The sequence below is a fragment of the Salipiger sp. PrR003 genome (genome assembly GCF_010500785.1).
Classification (GTDB): Bacteria; Pseudomonadota; Alphaproteobacteria; order Rhodobacterales; family Rhodobacteraceae; genus Salipiger; species Salipiger pacificus_A.
This window is the reverse complement of sequence record NZ_JAAGOV010000120.1, coordinates 64,340-81,444: the sequence shown is the minus strand read 5'-3', so window position 1 is coordinate 81,444 and position 17,105 is coordinate 64,340. Positions and strand designations below refer to the sequence as shown.

The following is a 17,105-nucleotide window of genomic DNA, read 5'->3' as shown; positions in this document are numbered from 1 at the left end:
CAGGTCGGCTGCTCTCAGAACAACCCTTCCCTTTGAAGGGAAAAGCCCCTGCCTCAGCCCTCCTCGCTGGCCAGCAGCACCTCGCGCGACTGAGAGGTGAATTCACGCCGCAGGATCACCGAGATCGTGATCACCACCGCGATCAGCAGCGGGATCGAGCCCAGCAGCCAGGCGGTCGAGCCGATGCCGAAGTAGACCGAGCGCAGGCCCCGGTTGTAGCTGCGCGCTGCAAGGATATTGATCTCGGCCGCCTTCGCAGCGCGGGTATAGGCGATGGTGCTCTCGTCGTTCGGCACCGCCCCCATCATCACCGAGCAATAGCCGAAGAGCCGGTTCGACCAGACGAATTTCAAGAAGGCGTTGGCGGCGAAGGCAAGGATCAGCAGCAGCTTCGCCTCCCAGACGATCGTGGGCGCATCGCCCCCGACCGAAAGGTCGTCGGCCACGCCGCGCACCCGGTCCGGGTTGCCCAGCAATGCGAAAATCCCGCCGATGGCGATCATCGAGGTCGAGGCGAAGAAGGCCGTGCTTTGCCGCAGGCTGCCGATGATGCTGGAATCGAAGATGCGCGGCTGGCGGGTGACGAAGTGTTTCATCCAGTGCCGCCGGTAGCGCGCCATCAGCACCGAGACCGAAGGGCGGCGCGCCGGCGGATGCTCGATCAGCCACGAACAGGCAAGCCAGCTGACCACCAGCAGCAGCACCCCCGCCAGATCGAGCGGCGTGAAGTAATAGAAGGGATCGAGCGAGGGCAGCATGGTCAGAACGGCTTGGCCACGACCAGCCACAGGATGGCGATCGTGCCCACCACGCTGATCTCGTTGAATATGCGCAGGAACATGTCCGACTCGCGGAACGTGCCGCGTTTGGCCCGACCGACCAGCACGCCGGTCCAGACATAATGCGCCGCCAGCAGCACCACGAGGGCGATTTTGGCGTGCAGCCAGGCCGGGAAGCCCCAGAGCACCCCGAGCCAGAGCCCGGTGATTGCCGCGATCACAGCCAGCCCCGCCGAGAAGCGGTAGAGCCGGTAGGTCAGGTCTCCGAGGGGCCCGAACTCCCCGGTCTTCGCGAAGTCGCGTTTCCAGTAGATGAGCGCGCGCGGCACGGCGAAGATGGAGGTCATCCACCCCATGACGCAAAGAATGTGAATGATCTTCAGCCAAGTCATGAGGGCCACCTGTTATCATTCTCCTGCCTCGCGCAAGATCCGCAGGCACCGCACGCGCGCCACCATGGCAAAAATGCTTGGCCCCCGCGCAAATTGGTTATATGAGTTTACCAATTCGAGGAGGAGACCCCGATGCAGATGCCAGCCCCCGATGCAAGCATCCTCGCGCGCAAGGACCAGATCGTCGCGCGGCTGAGGGAGGTCTTGCCCGCCAGCGCTGTGATCTCGGATCTGTCCGAGACCCGCGCCTACGAATGCGACGCGCTCACCGCCTACCGTTGCCCGCCGCTCTGCGCGGTCCTGCCCTCCTCGACCGAAGAGGTCTCGGCCGTGCTGAAGATCTGCCACGAGGAAGGCGTTCCCGTGGTGCCGCGCGGCTCCGGCACCTCGCTCGCCGGCGGCGCATTGCCCACGGCCGACAGCGTGATCCTCGGCGTCGCGAAGATGAACCGCGTGCTCGAGACGGATTACGCCAACCGCTTCATCCGCGTGCAGACCGGGCGCACCAACCTCTCGGTCAGCGGCGCGGTGGCCGAGGAAGACTTCTTCTACGCCCCCGACCCCTCTTCGCAGCTCGCCTGCGCCATCGCCGGCAATATCGCGATGAATTCGGGTGGCGCGCATTGCCTGAAGTACGGGGTGACGACCAACAACCTCATGGGCGTGACCATGGTGCTGATGGACGGCACGGTGATCGAGCTTGGCGGCGCGCACCTCGACGCGCCGGGGCTCGACCTGCTGGGCGTGATCTGCGGCTCCGAGGGCCAGCTTGGCGTGGTCACCGAGGCAACGCTGCGCATCCTGCGCAAGCCCGAGGGCGCAAGGCCGGTGCTGATGGGCTTTGCCGCCAACGAGGTCGCCGGGGAATGCGTGTCGGACATCATCAAGGCCGGCGTGCTGCCGGTGGCGATCGAGTTCATGGACCGCCCCTGCATCGAGGCCTGCGAGGCTTTTGCCCACGCGGGCTACCCCATGTGCGAGGCGCTGCTGATCGTCGAGGTCGAGGGCTCGGAGGCCGAGATCGCCGAACAGCTCGAGAAGATCGTCGAAATTGCGAAGCGCCACAATCCGGTCGAGCTGCGCGAGGCGCGCGACGAGGACGAGGCGGGCCGCATCTGGCTCGGCCGCAAGTCCGCCTTCGGCGCCATGGGGCAGATCAACGACTACATGTGCCTCGACGGCACGATTCCCGTCTCCTCCCTGCCCCACGTGCTGCGTCGGATCGGCGAGATGTCGGAGGAGTTCGGCCTGAAAGTCGCAAATGTCTTCCACGCCGGCGACGGCAACATGCACCCGCTGATCCTCTTCAACGCCAACGAGGAAGGCCAGCTCGAGCTCTGCGAGCGCTTCGGGGCAGAGATCCTCAAGCTCTGCGTCGAGGTCGGCGGCTGCTTGACCGGCGAGCACGGCGTGGGAATCGAGAAACGCGACCTCATGCACACGCAATACCGGCCCGCCGATCTCGAGGCGCAGATGGCGGTGAAGGACGTTTTCGATCCGCAGTGGCTGCTGAACCCGGCAAAGGTGTTCCCGCTGGACGCCTCGAAAAGCCGCCGGACCCTCGCCATCGCCGCTGAATGAAAGCGGCTGCACTCAGGACAGAGCAAGGGCGACGTCCCTGCGCACAGATCTACACGGGGGCTGCGCCTCCGCACCCCGGGATATTGGGACCTAGAAGAACATGAGACCGACGAGCGAAGATGATCTGGCCGAGGCGATCCTTGGCACAAAGGGCGCGCTGTCGATCCGTGGCGGCGGCACCCGCCCGATTGGCACCGCAGAGGGCGCGCTTCTGGAAACCGGCGGCCTGTCGGGCGTGACGCTCTATGAGCCGGGCGCGTTGACGCTGGTGGCCAAGGCGGGCACCCCGCTTTCGGAGGTGGAGGCCGCGCTCGACGCCGAGGCCCAGCGGCTCGCCTTCGAGGTGCCGGACATGCGCGGCCTTCTGGGCACGCAGGGCGAAAGCACGCTGGGGGGGATCGTGGCGGCCAATGCCTCGGGGCCGCGGCGCATCGCGTCCGGCGCCTGCCGCGACTTCCTTCTGGGCGTGCGCTTTGTCGATGGCGCGGGCACCGTTGTGTCGAATGGCGGGCGGGTGATGAAGAACGTCACCGGCTACGATCTGGTCAAGCTGATGGCCGGCAGCCATGGCACGCTCGGGGTGCTGACCGAGGTGAGCTTCAAGGTGCTGCCGAAGCCCGAGGCTGCGGCAACGCTGGTGCTGCACGGGCTTTCGGATGCCGAGGCGGTGGCGGCGATGGCGGCGGCGCTCGGATCGCCCTACGATGTCACTGGCGCGGCGCATGATCCGGCGGCGCGCACCACTCTGCTGCGCATCGAGGGCTTCGCGCGCTCGGTCGCCTACCGGCTGCAACAGCTCAAGGCGCTCTTCCCGGGGCGCGAGATCACCGAGGAGACCGATCCCGCCGCTGTCGCCGACCTATGGGCCGCCGTGCGCGATGTCGCGGCCCTGCAGGGCCGCGCGGGAGATATCTGGCGGATTTCCTGCAAGCCCTCGGACGCGCCGGAGCTGGCCGCGCGGCTGCGTGCCGAGGCGCTGCTCTACGACTGGGGCGGCGGGCTGCTCTGGGCGCTGCTGCCCGAGGGCACAGACGCCCGCGCCCGACTCGGCGCCTTTGCCGGCCATGCCACGCGGGTGCGCGGCACCGGCGGCACGCCCGCCTTCCATCCCGATCCCGCCCCCGTCGCCGCCCTCAGCGAAGGGCTGCGCCGCCGCTTCGATCCGCGCGGCGTGCTGAACCCCGGGCTGATGGCGTGACCCGAGCGAGCTGAGGACCAAGACATGCAGACCACCTTCACCCCCGACCAGCTTCGCGATCCGGGGACGCAACGGGCCAACGAGATCCTGCGTTCCTGCGTGCATTGCGGCTTTTGCACCGCCACCTGCCCCACCTACCAGGTGCTGGGCGACGAGCTCGACAGCCCGCGCGGACGCATCTACCTGATCAAGGACATGCTCGAGAACGAGCGCGTGCCGGACGCCAAGACCGTGAAGCATATCGACCGGTGCCTCTCGTGCCTGTCGTGCATGACCACCTGCCCCTCGGGCGTGCATTACATGCACCTCGTGGACCACGCGCGGGCCTATATCGAGAAAAACTACACCCGCCCCTGGCACGACCGGGCGCTGCGCTGGACGCTGGCACAGATCATCCCGCACCCGATGCGTTTCCGCGTCGCGCTTGCGCTGGCGAAGCTGGGCCGTCCCTTTGCCGGGCTGCTGCCCGACCCGCGGCTGAAGGCGATGCTACAGATGGCGCCCAAGCGCATCCCGCCGGTCAGCCGCAACGACGATCCGCAGAGCTTTGCCGCCACCGCGCCGAAGCGCAAGCGCGTGGCGTTGATGACCGGCTGCGCGCAGAAGGCGCTGAACACCGACATTAACGACGCCACCATCCGCCTGCTGCGGCGGCTCGGCTGCGAGGTGGTGGTGGCCAAGGGCGCCGGCTGCTGCGGCGCGCTCACCCACCACATGGGGCGCGAGAAGGAGGCGCATGGCTCGGCCGAGGCCAATATCCACGCCTGGATGGCCGAGATGGAGGGCGAGGGCCTCGACGCCATCGTCATCAACACCTCGGGCTGCGGCACCACGGTGAAGGACTACGGCCACATGTTCCGCAGCTCGCCGCTCGCGGAGGCAGCGGCGCAGGTCTCGGCCAAGGCGATGGACATCAGCGAGCTGCTGCGCGATCTCGAGATCCCGCAAGGCGCGCCGAAGGGTCTGCGCGTCGCCTATCACTCCGCCTGCTCGCTGCAGCACGGCCAGAAGGTGAAAGCCGCACCCAAGGATTTGCTCAAGCGCGCCGGTTTCGAGGTGGTCGAGCCCGCCGACAGCCACCTTTGCTGCGGCAGCGCCGGCACTTACAACCTGCTGCAGCCCGAGATCTCGAAACAGCTGCGCGACCGCAAGGTGCAGACGCTCGAGGCCAAGGCGCCGCAGCTCATCGCCGCGGGCAACATCGGCTGCATGATGCAGATCGGCTCGGGCACCGGGCTGCCGGTCGTGCACACCGTTGAGCTGCTCGACTGGGCCACCGGCGGGCCAAGACCGCGCGCACTCGAGGCGATGGACTGACCCCATAGACTCTCCGCAAGCGCCCCAATTTCGCCCCAGACGCGCCCTAGCGTGGGCGGGCGAACAGGGAGTCATTTGCGTGAGATACCTCATTGCGCTGCTCGCCGCGCTGCTGGCCGCGCCAGCTTTCGCGCAGGGTAGCCTGTTTTCCATGGAAAGCCGCGAGGACGGGCGCGGCTGGGAGGCGGTCGGGCGGCTGGAAATCGGCGGCAAGGCCTTCTGCACCGGCGCACTGATCGCGCCGGACCTCGTGCTCACCGCAGCGCATTGCCTGTTCGACTCGCAGAGCGGCGCGCGGGTACCGGTGGAGCAGATCCAGTTCCTCGCCGGATGGCGCAACGGCCGCGCCGCTGCCTACCGCCGCGTGCGCCGGGCACTTTCGCTCGACAGTTACGACTTCAAGGCCCCGGCCAGCCCCGAGCGGGTCCGCAGCGACCTCGCGGTGATCGAGTTGCAGCTGCCGATCCGCAACAGCGCCATCGCGCCCTTCAGCCTCGGCCCCTTCCCCGAGGCAGGGGACGAGTTGGGCGTCGTCTCCTATGCACATGACCGATCAGAAGCCCCTGCCTTGCAGGACTACTGCGGCGTGCTTGACCGACAGGAGGGCATGCTGGTGCTCGACTGCACGGTGGATTTCGGCAGCTCCGGCTCGCCGGTTTTCTCGTTCGAGGGCGGCGCGCCGCGCATCGTGTCGGTCATCTCGGCCAAGGCCGAGGCCGGCGGCGCGCCGGTCTCGCTGGCCACCGGCCTTTCGGGCCCGCTTGCCGAACTGCGCGGCGCGTTCGAGGAAGACATCGTGCTCAACCCGCTCGTCGCGGGCACCCGGCGCGACACCGGCGCGAAGTTCATCAAACCATGAGGGGGGGTCTCGCCCTTCTCCTGCTGCTGCCGGGGCTGGCATGGGCGCAGGCGAATTTCGACGTGATCGACGGGCGCGGCGACCTGCTCGGCTGGGAGGCCGTGGGGCGTCTCGACGCCAAGGGCGCCTTTTGCACCGGCGCGCTCATTGCCCCGGACCTCGTGCTGACCGCCGCCCACTGTGTCTACACCCCGGACGGCACGCCACGCCCGCCCGAGAGCCTGACCTTTCGCGCCGGCTACGCGCGCGGCACCGAGATCGTGGCGCAGCGGGTGCGCCGCTGGGTCACCCCGCCCGCCTACGTCCAGCGCTCGCGGCCGACCCATGAGACCGTCGCGGTCGACGTCGCGCTGCTCAAGCTCGAGGCGCCGATCACCAGCGCCGAGGCCGATCCCTTCCGCCTCCTTCAGCATGCGCCCGAGGGCAGCGAGGTCACCGTGCTCAGCTATGGCAAGGGCCGCGAAGACGTGCTCTCGCGCGAGCCCTCCTGCGCGGTCACCGGGCATTTCGCCGACGGCATCCTGGGCTTTGACTGTGACGTGACCTTCGGCAGCTCGGGCGCGCCGGTCTTCCTGCGTGAAAACGGGCGGCTGCGGATCCTGTCGGTGATCTCCTCGAGCGGCGGCGGTGCGGCCTACGGGCCGGGGATCGCGGCGCTGGTGCCCGACCTGGCGGCACGGCTGCGCGCTGACGCCGCCCGCCCGGTGGCCAGCGCCGGAGCGCGGCGCATCACCGTCGGCGGCGGGCGCGACGGCACCGGCGCGCGCTTCGTGAAACCTTGAGATCGCCGCCCTCTTGAAAGCACAAAAATCTCTCCCCATCTGAGCGTTACCGGGGTGCCTGAGACAGGGCCCTGGATCAACCCCGCGCCTGTTCCGGATGGAAAGGCGCAGCACAAAGCTATCGCACGTTTCGCTCAATGGAGGATTCCCATGCGACATTTCGATCTTGCCCCGCTCTATCGCGCCACGGTCGGCTTCGACCAGATCGCCGACATGATGGACCGGGTGCTGGCCAGCGACGTGGCCCAGCCCAGCTACCCCCCCTACAACATCGAGAAGACCGCCGATGATGCCTATCGCATCTCCATCGCCGTGGCCGGCTTCGCCGACGAGGACCTTTCGGTCGAGGTGAAAGAGCACGCGCTGGTGGTCTCTGCCAAGAAATCCGAAGACAGCGAAGGCCGCACCTACCTGCACCGCGGCATCGCCACCCGCGCCTTCGAACGCCGCTTCACGCTTGCCGATCACGTCCGGGTCGAGGGCGCAACGCATGAGAACGGCATGCTGCACATCGATCTGCGCCGCGAGATCCCCGAAGCGCTGAAACCGCGCCGGATCGCCATCGCCAAGCCGCAGGCCTCGAAGGCCATCGAGAAGGACGTGGTCGACTCGCAGTCGGTCAACTGACCGGCGCGTCCTGACCTGACGAGGGCCCCGCTGGACGCAGCGGGGCCCTTCTTGCGTCTTGCCCCCGACGCTTCAGGACCACCCTACCCCGCTACGCGCCGACCTCCAGCACCACCGCGCCGGCCCGGTGCCGCGTCTCGACCAGACGGTGCGCCTCGGCAATATTGTCCAGCGCGAAACGGGAGTCGATGACCGGGCGCAGCCTGCCCTCGCGCCACAGCGCCAGCAGACTCTCCAGCCCCTCGCGGCTGTCGCCGCTCACGTGAAGCGCCATGCGCGGGCCGCCGGAGAGCTTGGACCGCAGCAGGTGGCCAAGCTCGCGCAGCCCGAAGTTGAGTGGCAGGAAGAGCCCCTGCTTGTCCAGCAGTCCGCGGCTCTCGGGCCAGCTCATCGCCCCCACCGTGTCGAAGATCAGATCGAAGCGGCCTGTGATCTCGTCGCTGCGATAGTCGAGCACGCGCTCCGCCCCGAGGCCGCGCAGAATGGCTTCGCGTCTTGGCCCCGCCACGGCGGTCACATCCGCGCCGAGCGCTGCGGCGATCTGCACCGCGTAGGCGCCGACGCCGCCAGAGGCCCCGAGGATCAGCACCTTCTGCCCCGCACGCAGCTTCGCGACGTCGCGCAGGAATTCCAGCGCCGTGAGCCCGCCGAAGGGCAAGGCGGCGGCCTCGTCGAACCCCATGCCGTCGGGGATCGGCGCCACCGCGCCCTCGGCCTTCGCAAGCCCGTATTCCGCATGCCCGCCGTGACCGAGCACGGCGACAACCCTTTGCCCGACCTCAAACCCTTCGACACCTGTACCCAGCGCCGCGATCTCACCCGCCACATCCGAGCCCGGCACGAGATGCCGCGGCCTCCACAGGCCCGCAACCAGCCGCCCGATCAGCGCCAGTACTCCGGGGAAGGCCGCGGCGCGCAGGCGCCAGTCGGCGGTGGTGACCGAGGCAGCGCGGACGCGGAGGAGAATCTCGCCCCGTCCCGGCACGGGGCGCGGCAGCTCTTCGATCTGCAGGACATCGGCGGGGCCGTAGCGGTGGACGGTGGCGGCTTTCATGGCTGGCTCCTCGGGGGTCAAATCGGATCTTGCTTGGATGAGCCGCAGATACACTCAACGATTGCGCAGGAATATTGACCAGTATTGCACCATGGCCATACAAATACGCATGGACTGGAAGAACCTCCGCTTCGACTGGAACCGGCTGCGCGGGTTTCTCGCCACCGCCGAACAGGGCTCACTCTCGGGCGCGGCCCGCGCGTTGAAGATGAGCCAGCCAACGCTCGGGCGGCAGGTGGCGGCGCTGGAAAGGGAACTGGGCCTCACTCTCTTCGAGCGTCAGGGCACCGGGCTTCGGCTCACGGAAGCGGGCATGCAGCTCGCCGAGCACGCCCGCGCCATGGGTGAGGCGGCAGAACGGTTGTCGCGCGTCGCCACCGGGCAGCAGCAGGATATCGCCGGGCACGTCACGATCACCGCCTCGGAGATCTATTCCGCCTGGCTGCTGCCACAGGTCCTGCCACGGATTCGCGCCGCCGCGCCCGGGCTGACCATCGAGATCCTCGCCTCCAACGCCATCCGCGACCTGCGGCGCCGCGAGGCCGATATCGCCCTGCGCAACGCCCGGCCGGAGCAGCCTGACCTCATCGCGAAACGCATCGCCGAAGACCGCGGCAGTTTCTACGCCACGCCCGGCTATCTCGCCACGCTGCCGCAGATCGAGTCCCTGCCCGACTTCGCTGCGGCCGAGTTCATCGCCTTCGAGGACCCCGGCCCGCACAGGGCCTTCCTGCGCGAGCTCGGCGCGCCGGTCACCGAGGCGAACTTCCCGATTGTCAGCTCGAGCCATCTTGTACACTGGCAGATGGCCCGCGCGGGGCTTGGCATCGGCGTCGGCCCGCTCGGCCTCGGCGATCCCGACCCGCAACTCACGCGCGTCCTGCCCGAGCTGGAAATTCCCTATCCGGTCTGGCTGGTCGCCCATCGCGAGCTGCACAGTTCGCGCCGAATCCGTCTCGTCTATGACCTTCTGGCCGAGCTGATCCCGCCGCTGTTGCGCGCGTCCTGACCGTTCTTCTCTTTCCAGTTACGCACGGCGCGAGCTTGCCCCCGGCCCCAAGAACGACAAGGGCGCCGCACGGTTTCCCGCACGGCGCCCCTGTTTCAGGTCTGGGAGATCAGTCGAGCTGGAACGACCAGAAGAAGGTTTCGCCCGAGCTGTCGTCGACGCCGTCGTTGTCGGTCGAGACGTAAACGGTGCCATCCTGCGTGATGGCGAGACCCTCGACCTTGTCGACCACGTAACCACCCCAGCCCTTCAGGTCCGGAATCAGGTCGCGCACCTCTTCCTTGCTGACCACGGGAAGCTCGCTCCCCAGCGCTGCGGGAACCATCTCGGCGGCAGGGATGCGATAGACCTTCTTGGTCACCGCCGCGGCACCGATCTGGTTGTCGCGCTCCACCACGTAGACGTAATCGCCATGGGCGGTGATCTCCGAAAGCCCGGTCCAGCCGGTCTCGGCGGCGGCCTTGGCGTAGCGTACGGCGCCCCATTCCCCGGTCTCGGGGGTGTAGGACACCAGCTTCACGTGATCCTTCGGATCGTCGCCCCACTCGCGCTGCACCGCCATCCAAAGCGTACCGTCCAGCATGGTGACGCCCTCGAAGCCGAACCGCTTCTCCTGCGCCAGCAACTCGGCAGGCAGGCCCACCTCCTCCTTGATCTCGCCCTCTGCAGTCACGTGGTAGAGCGCATGCGGCACCAGCTTGGCGGTATTGCCCTCAGAGGCCAGCCAGAAGCCACCCTCGCCGTCGAGCGTGATGCCCTCGATATCGAGCTTCTGCGCCGGCAGTCCCGCGCGGGTCACCTCGATGGCATGGGTGATCTTGGCGGGCTTAGAGCTGGGGTCGATGACGAAGATCCGCGGCTGGAAGCCGTAGAAGCTGTCGTTGACCGCGTAGACCTTGCCGTCCTCGCCCGCGACCATGCCCGAGATCGCACCCCAGCCGATCAGCTCGTCCGCGCCTTCCGAGGTCAGCGTCGGATACATCGCCTCGCCCTCGGCGTATTCGTAGATCATCACGTGGGCGCGCACGCCGCCGTCCTCGATCAGGTCTTCCTCGTTGGCGGTGACCAGCAGGTTGCGCTGCGGGATCGCCACGGCACCTTCTGGGGCGATCCCCGAGGGCAGCATCTGCTTCAGCACCGGTGCGGCGGGGTCGGTCATGTCGTAGACACCGGCGACCGAGCCGCGCTCCGAGAGCAGGATCATGTAGGGCGTGCCGTCAAAGGTCGCGACTTCCATACCCTCGGGCTCCGCACCCTTGGCGTCGGAGCGCTTGTCCGGGTAATGGCCAACCTGCACCACGGCGTGCTCGAAGCTGTTGCCGCTGTCGTAAAGCTCGGTGCCGTCCTTGCGGAACACGGTGAAGCTGCGCGAGCCGCCGTCCATGTCACCCTCGTTGGCGATGGCGAAAGTCTCGTCGTCGATCCACTGCACCGAGTCCGGCTCGCGCAGGCGGCCGGGCTGGCTTTCGGTAAAGATCAGCGCGCCGCGCTCGTCGGTGGCATCGATCTCGGTCAGGTCGGTGGTGCCGGCGGTGAAATGGCTCAGCACCTCTCCGGCCTTGTTCAACACGACGAGGTGGTTGTTCTCCTGCAGGGTCAGGACGATCTCGCCGAGGCCGTTGACGTCGACGAACTCGGGCTCGGGATCCTCGGGCGCGATCTCGGCAAGGCCGGTCACGTCGGCCTTCACGAGGCTGGCGCAGTCGGCCGCACCGTCCACCACGTCGAGGATCGCCACGTAGCCAGCGGGCATCTGCGGCACACGGCCATCGCCGGCATCCTCGTCGCGCTCGTTCTCTATGGCCACGACGACGAAGCTGCCGTCCTTGGCCAGCGCCACGCTGTCCGGCTGGCCGCCGAGGTCACACTCGCCGGTGATCTCGCCGGTCGACATCTCGACCATCTCGAGCTTGCCCGACGGATTGGTGAAGCTCTCGGAGGTGTTCACGCCGACGAAGGCTGTGCCGCCGGAAACCGCCACCGAGGTCGGCTCGCCGCCCATCTCGATATTGCCCAGCGGCTTCGGCGCACGCGGGTCGGTGATGTCGATGCGACCGATCACCCCCAGCGGGCTGTCGGTGTAGACCAGCGTGTTGCCATCCTCCGAGGCATAGATGATCTCGGCCGAGGTCACGCGCGCGCGGTCCTCGCCCTCGGCCATGTTCTCGGGCGTGGCAAAGCTGGCGATGCGGTTGAAGGTCATCTCGGCCTGCGCGGCACCGGCGAAAAGCGCCAGTGCCGAGGTCAGGCACAGCGTGCGGATGGTCATGGGACGTCCCCCTGTTGTCATGGGGAACGCCATGCGCCCGCTCTGTAACGCAGGAATGACGATGCCGTGACGTCTACATGACGCGCGTTAGGGCGGCGCCTCAGGCTCCGGTCACCGCACGGCAGAGCGGACTGTCCGCCTCGACCAGCCCATCGATCACGTCGAAATGGTGCAGGCCTTCGTCGATCACCACCTCGCAGCCCCAGGCCTCACCCAGCCAGCGCGCCTGGTCGAGGAACACCGGACGCTCGGCAGCGCCGACCCAGACCGTCACCGGCACCTGCGGCGCGGGCTGGAAGATCGGGCTCTCGGCCTCCGCCTCGGCCGCGTCCAGCCTCAGACCCTCGTTCATGTCGGTCTGCATCAGCGGGCGCAGGTCCGACAGCGGCGAGATCGGCACCACCCGCTTGATCCGCGCCGCCACCGCCTCCGGCAGCAGCGCCGGCGCCAGCATGCGCGCCACCAAGTGTCCGCCTGCCGAATGGCCCGTGAGGTGGATCGGACCTGCGACCTCCTCCGCCGCCCGGCTCACGGCCACGGCAACCTGCCGGGTGATGTCCGCGATCCGCACATCGGGGCAGAGATCATAGGAGGGCATAGCGACCGCCCAGCCCTGCGCCAGCGGGCCCGCGGCGAAATGCGACCAGACCGAGCGGTCGAAGCGCAGCCAGTAGCCGCCGTGAACGAAGACCACGAGGCCCTTCGCCTCCCCCTCGGGCAGAAAGAGATCCAGCGCCTCGCGCGCGCCCGGCCCGTAGGCGAGGCTGCGGAACCGTCCCGTTTCGGCAAGCTCTGCCCGGAACGCCTCGGCCTCCTCGCTCCAGCGGGACGGGAAGTCGGCCGCACCGGGAATATGGGCTGCATTGGCATATGCGTCGCTGAGATCCATCGTCATCCTCCGTTCTCGTACTAGAGTAGGGAATAGCAGATACGCCGACGCCCGCAGCAGGAAACGCGGCACGACAGATGGAGATCACCATGCTTGACCAGACCACCGACCTTCCCGGGCTGCTGAAGGACCCCAGCCTGCTTGCCACCCGCGCCTATGTGAACGGCGAATGGATCACCGGCGCCGACGGCGAATTCGAGGTCACCAACCCCGCCCGCGGCGACGTGATCGCCCGCGTCGCCGATCTCAGCCGTGACCAGATCGCCGGCGCCATCGACGGTGCCTACGCCGCCCAGAAGGATTGGGCGAGCTGGACCGGCAAGGAGCGCGCGAAGGTCCTGCGCAAGTGGTTCGACCTGATGATGGAGAACCAGGACGACCTCGGCATCATCATGACCGCAGAGCAGGGCAAACCGCTGGCAGAGGCCAAGGGCGAGATCGCCTATGGCGCGTCATTCATCGAGTTCTTCGGCGAAGAGGCCAAGCGCGTCTACGGCGAGACCATTCCCGGCCACGCCCGCGACAAGCGCATCACGGTGATCAAGCAGCCGATCGGCGTCGCCGCCTCGATCACGCCCTGGAACTTCCCCAACGCGATGATCACCCGCAAGGCCGGCCCCGCGCTGGCCGCCGGTTGCGCCTTCGTCGCGCGCCCGGCTTCGGAAACCCCGCTCTCGGCGCTGGCCATCGCGGTGCTCGCCGAACGCGCCGGCATCCCGGCCGGCGTGTTCAACGTGGTGCCGACCTCTTCCTCGTCCGAGGCGGGCAAGGAGTTCTGCGAGAACCCCAAGGTGCGCAAGCTGACCTTCACCGGCTCCACCGAGGTCGGCCGCATCCTGCTGCGCCAGGCCGCCGACCAGGTGATGAAATGCTCGATGGAGCTGGGCGGCAACGCGCCCTTCATCGTCTTCGACGACGCCGATCTCGATGCCGCCGTCGAGGGGGCCATCGCCTGCAAGTTCCGCAACAACGGCCAGACCTGCGTCTGCGCCAACCGCATCTACGTGCAGTCCGGCGTCTATGACGCCTTCGCCGAGAACCTCGCCGCCGCAGTGAAGAAGCTCAAGGTCGGTGACGGGCTCGAAGAGGGCACGGACCTCGGCCCGCTGATCACCTCCAAGGCGATCGACAAGGTGCAGGAGCATATCCGCGACGCCAAGGAGAAGGGTGCCACGGTCCTTCTCGGCAGCGAGGAGCAGGAGCTGGACGGCCAGTTCTTCGGCCCGACCATCGTCACCGGCGCCACCCGAGAGATGAAGTTCGCCACCGAGGAGACCTTCGGCCCCCTCGCGCCGCTCTTCAAATTCGAGGACGAAGACGAGGTCATCGAGATGGCAAACGACACGATCTTCGGTCTCGCCTCCTATTTCTACGCCAAGGACCTCAGCCGCGTGTACAAGGTGGCCGAGGCGCTGGAATACGGCATTGTCGGGGTCAACACCGGCCTCATCTCCACCGAGCTCGCCCCCTTCGGCGGGGTCAAGCAGTCCGGCCTCGGCCGCGAAGGCAGCCACCACGGCATCGAGGACTACCTCGAGATGAAATACGTCTGCCTGAGCGTCTGAGCCTCTGCCCTTTTGGTCTGGGCGGAAATATTCCGGCGCGTGTGAGGGGCGGCGCCCCTCACACATGGGCACGGCATCATCCCGACCCTGCGTCACGCTCCACGTGAAACACCGCCGCAGCGCGGCAAGGCCAGTCTGCGCGCTGCAATGAACAGGCCGGAGGGGGCTCTTCCCCCGTCCGCAGATGCCGCCCCTCAGGCCCGTTTGGGCCCGGAAGAAGCGGCGGCAGGGCGCTGGCCCGCCGAGGTTTTCCGCATCGCGCGGTTGATTTTCCCGCGCCAAGGCGTCACCTGAGGGAAGGCCCGACGCGACATTCAGGAGAGCTTGCCATGCGCTACGTGAAATGGACCTTCATCGTGCTCTTCTGGGTGCTCGTCGCGGGGTTCCTGCATTACACGCTGCCGCAGCACGACATCGCGCGGATCACCGACACCTACGAGAAGCGCGAGACGCCGGGCAGCGTCAACCGCTGGTTCTGGAGCCAGGCCGGAAGCAAGAGCGCCGCCGCCACTGGCGGGCGCGACGTCTTCTTCATCCAGACCCGCCTGTCCAACGACAAGGTCATGGTCTACCGCAACGAGGACACGAGCTGGGGCTGGCCACCCTACTTCAAGTTCGACACCTCGAACCTGCAGGCCGAGGCCAACGACCTGCGCTCCGGCTCGGCGGCGCCGCAATGGGTGGCGATCAAACATTACGGCTGGCGCAACGAGTTCCTCTCGATCTACCCCAACGCGGTGAAGATCACGCCGGTGGACGGACCCGACGCACGCATCATTCCCTGGACCAACATCATCGTGCTGATCCTTCTCGCGGCGATCGTCTGGGCGGTCTGGGTGCGCTGGCGGCGCTTCCGCCGCGCCCGCATCGACCCGGCTCTGGAAGAGATGGGCGACAATTTCGACGAGGCGGGCGGGCGCATCCGCGGCTTCTTCGGGCGCAAAAAGAGGTGAGGCGAGTTCAGCAGGCGCCCGTGGCGCGCAGGATTTGCACCCAGACCCCGGGCGCATCGTAGAGCGTCCATTCGCGACGCAGCCCGTCCTGGCCGAACTCGGCATGGGTCATCCCCAGGATATCGACCAGCGCGCCGCTCGGGGCTCCGAACGCGCCCTGCCCGTCGTGCCGCCCGGTGAGCCGCCAGCGGATGCAGGCGCGCGGCGGCGCGAGCGGCGTCTCTGCCCCAAGCGCGTGCTCGACCTCGAAACGGGCCGAGGGGAAGGCCGCGCGCAGCCCGATCCAAAACGCCTCGGCCTCGCGCGGGCCGCAGCCGATCTCGGCGCCGGGCAGGAAAAGCTCTGCCGCCGGATCGTACTGCGCTGCCAAAACCGCGACCTCGCCCGACATCACCCGTGTGAGCAGATCGGCCAGCGCCGCGCCCCAGGCATCTGCGTTGCCGCCGCCAGCATAGCGTGACGCCACCGGATCGGGCGCGCCGCCCGCGAGGCGCAGCCGCGCCCCCTCCTCCGGGGTCAGCCCCAACTGCTGCACGATTGCCGCCTCGTCGCGCAGCACCCATTGCTCGGTGAGCCGGCCCGAGACGCAGAGCCTCTCGGACATCTGCGCGAACTGCACCGGCCTGCGGCTCGGCGGCCCGTAGAGCCCGTTGCCGCCGTGCAGGGCGGTGACCTGAAATCGCTCGGCGGCATAGAGCGTGTTGGCGCCCGCGGCCTGCCAGAGCCGGTCTTCCAGCCGAAGACGCGGCCCGGTGAGCGCCGCGAGCCGCGCCGCCAGCTCGGCGCCCAGCACCTCGGGCTCGATCAGCGCGCCGCTGCCGCCATGAGAGACCAGCTCGGGCGCGAGCATCGCGCCCAGAAGGTCAAGACGCCGCCCCTCGTCGAGGTCGCGGGTCAGGGAAGAGAGGTACTGGCCAGCGTCCTGCCAGCGCGGGTCGAACCCGGCGAGAAACGACACATTCGTCACCTTCCGTAGTAAAGGCCCACCACGTGTTCGGCCTCGGCAAAGAAGAGCCAGCGCGAGAGGAGCACGCCCGCGACATGCAGGGCAAGGCAGATGAAGTTAAAATACGACACAGCTGTTGCGAGCAGCAGCGCCGCCGGCAGCACGAAGCCGAGCAGCGCGGCCAGCGCCCGCAGCTTCAAAAGATGGCGACGGGCGACGACGAAGACCATCTCGCGCAGCAGGTAGTTGCTGCCGGTGTGTGGCGGAAACAGCGCCCTCGGGCTGCCCGCGGCGCCGAGCCCCGTGGCGCTGGCCAGCGTGGTGCCGCTGCGAGCAAAGCGCCCGTCGCCATCGATCCAGCTCCAGATTTGCAACGCGGCGGTGAGCCCCAGAAGCACCAACGCCGGCCACCTTTGGCCCGACAGCAGCGCGCCGCCACTCAGCGCGTAGGCGAGAAAGAGCGCCGGCGTCGACCGGTGGTGCCAGCGGGGCACGGATTTGAGCTGCGCGTAGATCATCGCGGTGCAGAAGACGGTGGCGAGCGCTGCGAGGGCAGTCAACCAGCCGAGTGGCAGCAGCGGCCGGCCAAGCAACAGCGAGAGTCCGTAGCCGCCGCCCAGCAGCAGGCTGACCAGCGCCGCCCAGGCCTCGCGCGAGAGCCAGCTCGTGCGCCACTGCCGGAACGCCTTCAACGCCCGCTCGCGGCGCTCGAGGTGGGTGGCCGAGGCGGCGAGGCCCGAGAGGCACAGGGCGTAGGCCAGCGCCAACCACGCGAGGGCGGTCAGCGATTCTGGCGGTGACGGGTCGATCCCGAGCCACACCAGAAGGCCGAAGCCGAGACCCGAAAGCGTGGTGAAGAAGATGAGCGAGGGCGCCGGGTGCATC

16 protein-coding genes are annotated in these 17,105 nt (G+C 68.1%); 9 read left to right on the top strand and 7 right to left on the bottom strand.

Annotated features, from left to right (window positions below; all coding sequences use genetic code 11):
- Positions 1-53 precede the first annotated feature (53 nt).
- Together G0D83_RS31150 and G0D83_RS31145 are read right to left on the bottom strand one after the other, a co-directional pair.
- A complete protein-coding gene (locus G0D83_RS31150) occupies positions 54-758 on the bottom strand; it encodes a DUF599 domain-containing protein (protein WP_164198690.1) in 705 nt (234 codons plus the stop codon).
- A gap of 2 nt (positions 759-760) precedes the next feature.
- Complete coding sequence (locus tag G0D83_RS31145) at positions 761-1,171, bottom strand: CopD family protein (protein ID WP_164198586.1); 411 nt, start codon at positions 1,169-1,171, stop codon at positions 761-763.
- 132 nt (positions 1,172-1,303) lie between these two features.
- On the opposite strand from G0D83_RS31145, the gene G0D83_RS31140 reads away from it, so the two are divergent.
- The 6 genes from G0D83_RS31140 to G0D83_RS31115 all read left to right on the top strand — a co-directional run bounded on the left by G0D83_RS31140 (position 1,304) and on the right by G0D83_RS31115 (position 7,535).
- Positions 1,304-2,752, top strand: a complete 1,449-nt coding sequence (locus G0D83_RS31140; RefSeq protein ID WP_164198585.1) for an FAD-linked oxidase C-terminal domain-containing protein — start codon at positions 1,304-1,306, stop codon at positions 2,750-2,752.
- A gap of 100 nt (positions 2,753-2,852) precedes the next feature.
- On the top strand, positions 2,853-3,950 hold the full coding sequence (locus tag G0D83_RS31135; RefSeq protein ID WP_164198584.1) for an FAD-binding protein: 1,098 nt from the start codon (positions 2,853-2,855) through the stop codon (positions 3,948-3,950).
- A 24-nt stretch (positions 3,951-3,974) separates the two neighbouring features.
- Positions 3,975-5,267, top strand: a complete 1,293-nt coding sequence (gene glcF / locus G0D83_RS31130; protein ID WP_164198583.1) for a glycolate oxidase subunit GlcF — start codon at positions 3,975-3,977, stop codon at positions 5,265-5,267.
- A gap of 79 nt (positions 5,268-5,346) precedes the next feature.
- Complete coding sequence (locus tag G0D83_RS31125; RefSeq protein WP_370457372.1) at positions 5,347-6,126, top strand: serine protease; 780 nt, start codon at positions 5,347-5,349, stop codon at positions 6,124-6,126.
- On the top strand, positions 6,123-6,908 hold the full coding sequence (locus G0D83_RS31120; protein WP_164198582.1) for a serine protease: 786 nt from the start codon (positions 6,123-6,125) through the stop codon (positions 6,906-6,908). Before G0D83_RS31125 ends, G0D83_RS31120 begins: the two co-directional genes overlap by 4 nt.
- 150 nt (positions 6,909-7,058) lie before the next feature.
- On the top strand, positions 7,059-7,535 hold the full coding sequence (locus G0D83_RS31115; protein ID WP_108964128.1) for an Hsp20 family protein: 477 nt from the start codon (positions 7,059-7,061) through the stop codon (positions 7,533-7,535).
- A 91-nt stretch (positions 7,536-7,626) separates the two neighbouring features.
- Here G0D83_RS31115 and G0D83_RS31110 read toward each other — a convergent pair whose 3' ends face one another.
- Positions 7,627-8,589, bottom strand: a complete 963-nt coding sequence (locus tag G0D83_RS31110; protein ID WP_164198581.1) for an NAD(P)-dependent alcohol dehydrogenase — start codon at positions 8,587-8,589, stop codon at positions 7,627-7,629.
- 109 nt (positions 8,590-8,698) lie between these two features.
- On the opposite strand from G0D83_RS31110, the gene G0D83_RS31105 reads away from it, so the two are divergent.
- Entirely contained in the window at positions 8,699-9,598 is a 900-nt protein-coding gene (locus tag G0D83_RS31105; RefSeq protein ID WP_203595701.1) for a LysR family transcriptional regulator, read from the top strand.
- Positions 9,599-9,707: 109 nt separating this feature from the next.
- Here the strand turns inward: G0D83_RS31105 and G0D83_RS31100 are convergent, their stop codons facing one another.
- A complete protein-coding gene (locus G0D83_RS31100) occupies positions 9,708-11,867 on the bottom strand; it encodes an esterase-like activity of phytase family protein (RefSeq protein WP_164198580.1) in 2,160 nt (719 codons plus the stop codon).
- A gap of 100 nt (positions 11,868-11,967) precedes the next feature.
- Positions 11,968-12,756 (bottom strand): alpha/beta hydrolase, encoded by a 789-nt coding sequence (locus G0D83_RS31095; protein WP_164198579.1) that lies wholly within the window; start codon positions 12,754-12,756, stop codon positions 11,968-11,970.
- Positions 12,757-12,845: 89 nt separating this feature from the next.
- On the opposite strand from G0D83_RS31095, the gene G0D83_RS31090 reads away from it, so the two are divergent.
- Together G0D83_RS31090 and G0D83_RS31085 are read left to right on the top strand one after the other, a co-directional pair.
- On the top strand, positions 12,846-14,321 hold the full coding sequence (locus G0D83_RS31090) for an NAD-dependent succinate-semialdehyde dehydrogenase (RefSeq protein ID WP_164198578.1): 1,476 nt from the start codon (positions 12,846-12,848) through the stop codon (positions 14,319-14,321).
- A gap of 329 nt (positions 14,322-14,650) precedes the next feature.
- Entirely contained in the window at positions 14,651-15,274 is a 624-nt protein-coding gene (locus tag G0D83_RS31085; RefSeq protein ID WP_164198577.1) for a DUF1523 family protein, read from the top strand.
- 7 nt (positions 15,275-15,281) lie between these two features.
- Here G0D83_RS31085 and G0D83_RS31080 read toward each other — a convergent pair whose 3' ends face one another.
- Both G0D83_RS31080 and G0D83_RS31075 read right to left on the bottom strand, forming a co-directional pair.
- The gene (locus G0D83_RS31080) at positions 15,282-16,232 is read right to left on the bottom strand and encodes an ester cyclase (RefSeq protein WP_164198576.1); all 951 of its coding nucleotides are present in this window, start codon (positions 16,230-16,232) and stop codon (positions 15,282-15,284) included.
- 5 nt (positions 16,233-16,237) lie between these two features.
- Positions 16,238-17,104 carry a DmsC/YnfH family molybdoenzyme membrane anchor subunit gene (locus G0D83_RS31075; protein WP_164198575.1) on the bottom strand — a complete coding sequence of 289 codons (867 nt, stop codon included), beginning with the start codon at positions 17,102-17,104 and terminating at the stop codon, positions 16,238-16,240.
- Position 17,105: the final 1 nt, after the last annotated feature.

Bases quoted from the DNA above. Each gene is read 5' to 3' on its own strand.
- G0D83_RS31110 (WP_164198581.1), bottom strand. From the start codon at position 8,589: ATGAAAGCCGCCACCGTCCACCGCTACGGCCCCGCCGATGTCCTGCAG.
- G0D83_RS31135 (WP_164198584.1), top strand. From the start codon at position 2,853: ATGAGACCGACGAGCGAAGATGATCTGGCCGAGGCGATCCTTGGCACA.
- G0D83_RS31115 (WP_108964128.1), top strand. From the start codon at position 7,059: ATGCGACATTTCGATCTTGCCCCGCTCTATCGCGCCACGGTCGGCTTC.
- G0D83_RS31145 (WP_164198586.1), bottom strand. From the start codon at position 1,171: ATGACTTGGCTGAAGATCATTCACATTCTTTGCGTCATGGGGTGGATG.
- G0D83_RS31085 (WP_164198577.1), top strand. From the start codon at position 14,651: ATGCGCTACGTGAAATGGACCTTCATCGTGCTCTTCTGGGTGCTCGTC.
- G0D83_RS31150 (WP_164198690.1), bottom strand. From the start codon at position 758: ATGCTGCCCTCGCTCGATCCCTTCTATTACTTCACGCCGCTCGATCTG.
- G0D83_RS31140 (WP_164198585.1), top strand. From the start codon at position 1,304: ATGCAGATGCCAGCCCCCGATGCAAGCATCCTCGCGCGCAAGGACCAG.
- glcF (WP_164198583.1), top strand. From the start codon at position 3,975: ATGCAGACCACCTTCACCCCCGACCAGCTTCGCGATCCGGGGACGCAA.
- G0D83_RS31075 (WP_164198575.1), bottom strand. From the start codon at position 17,104: ATGCACCCGGCGCCCTCGCTCATCTTCTTCACCACGCTTTCGGGTCTC.
- G0D83_RS31095 (WP_164198579.1), bottom strand. From the start codon at position 12,756: ATGGATCTCAGCGACGCATATGCCAATGCAGCCCATATTCCCGGTGCG.
- G0D83_RS31120 (WP_164198582.1), top strand. From the start codon at position 6,123: ATGAGGGGGGGTCTCGCCCTTCTCCTGCTGCTGCCGGGGCTGGCATGG.
- G0D83_RS31100 (WP_164198580.1), bottom strand. From the start codon at position 11,867: ATGACCATCCGCACGCTGTGCCTGACCTCGGCACTGGCGCTTTTCGCC.
- G0D83_RS31090 (WP_164198578.1), top strand. From the start codon at position 12,846: ATGCTTGACCAGACCACCGACCTTCCCGGGCTGCTGAAGGACCCCAGC.
- G0D83_RS31105 (WP_203595701.1), top strand. From the start codon at position 8,699: ATGGACTGGAAGAACCTCCGCTTCGACTGGAACCGGCTGCGCGGGTTT.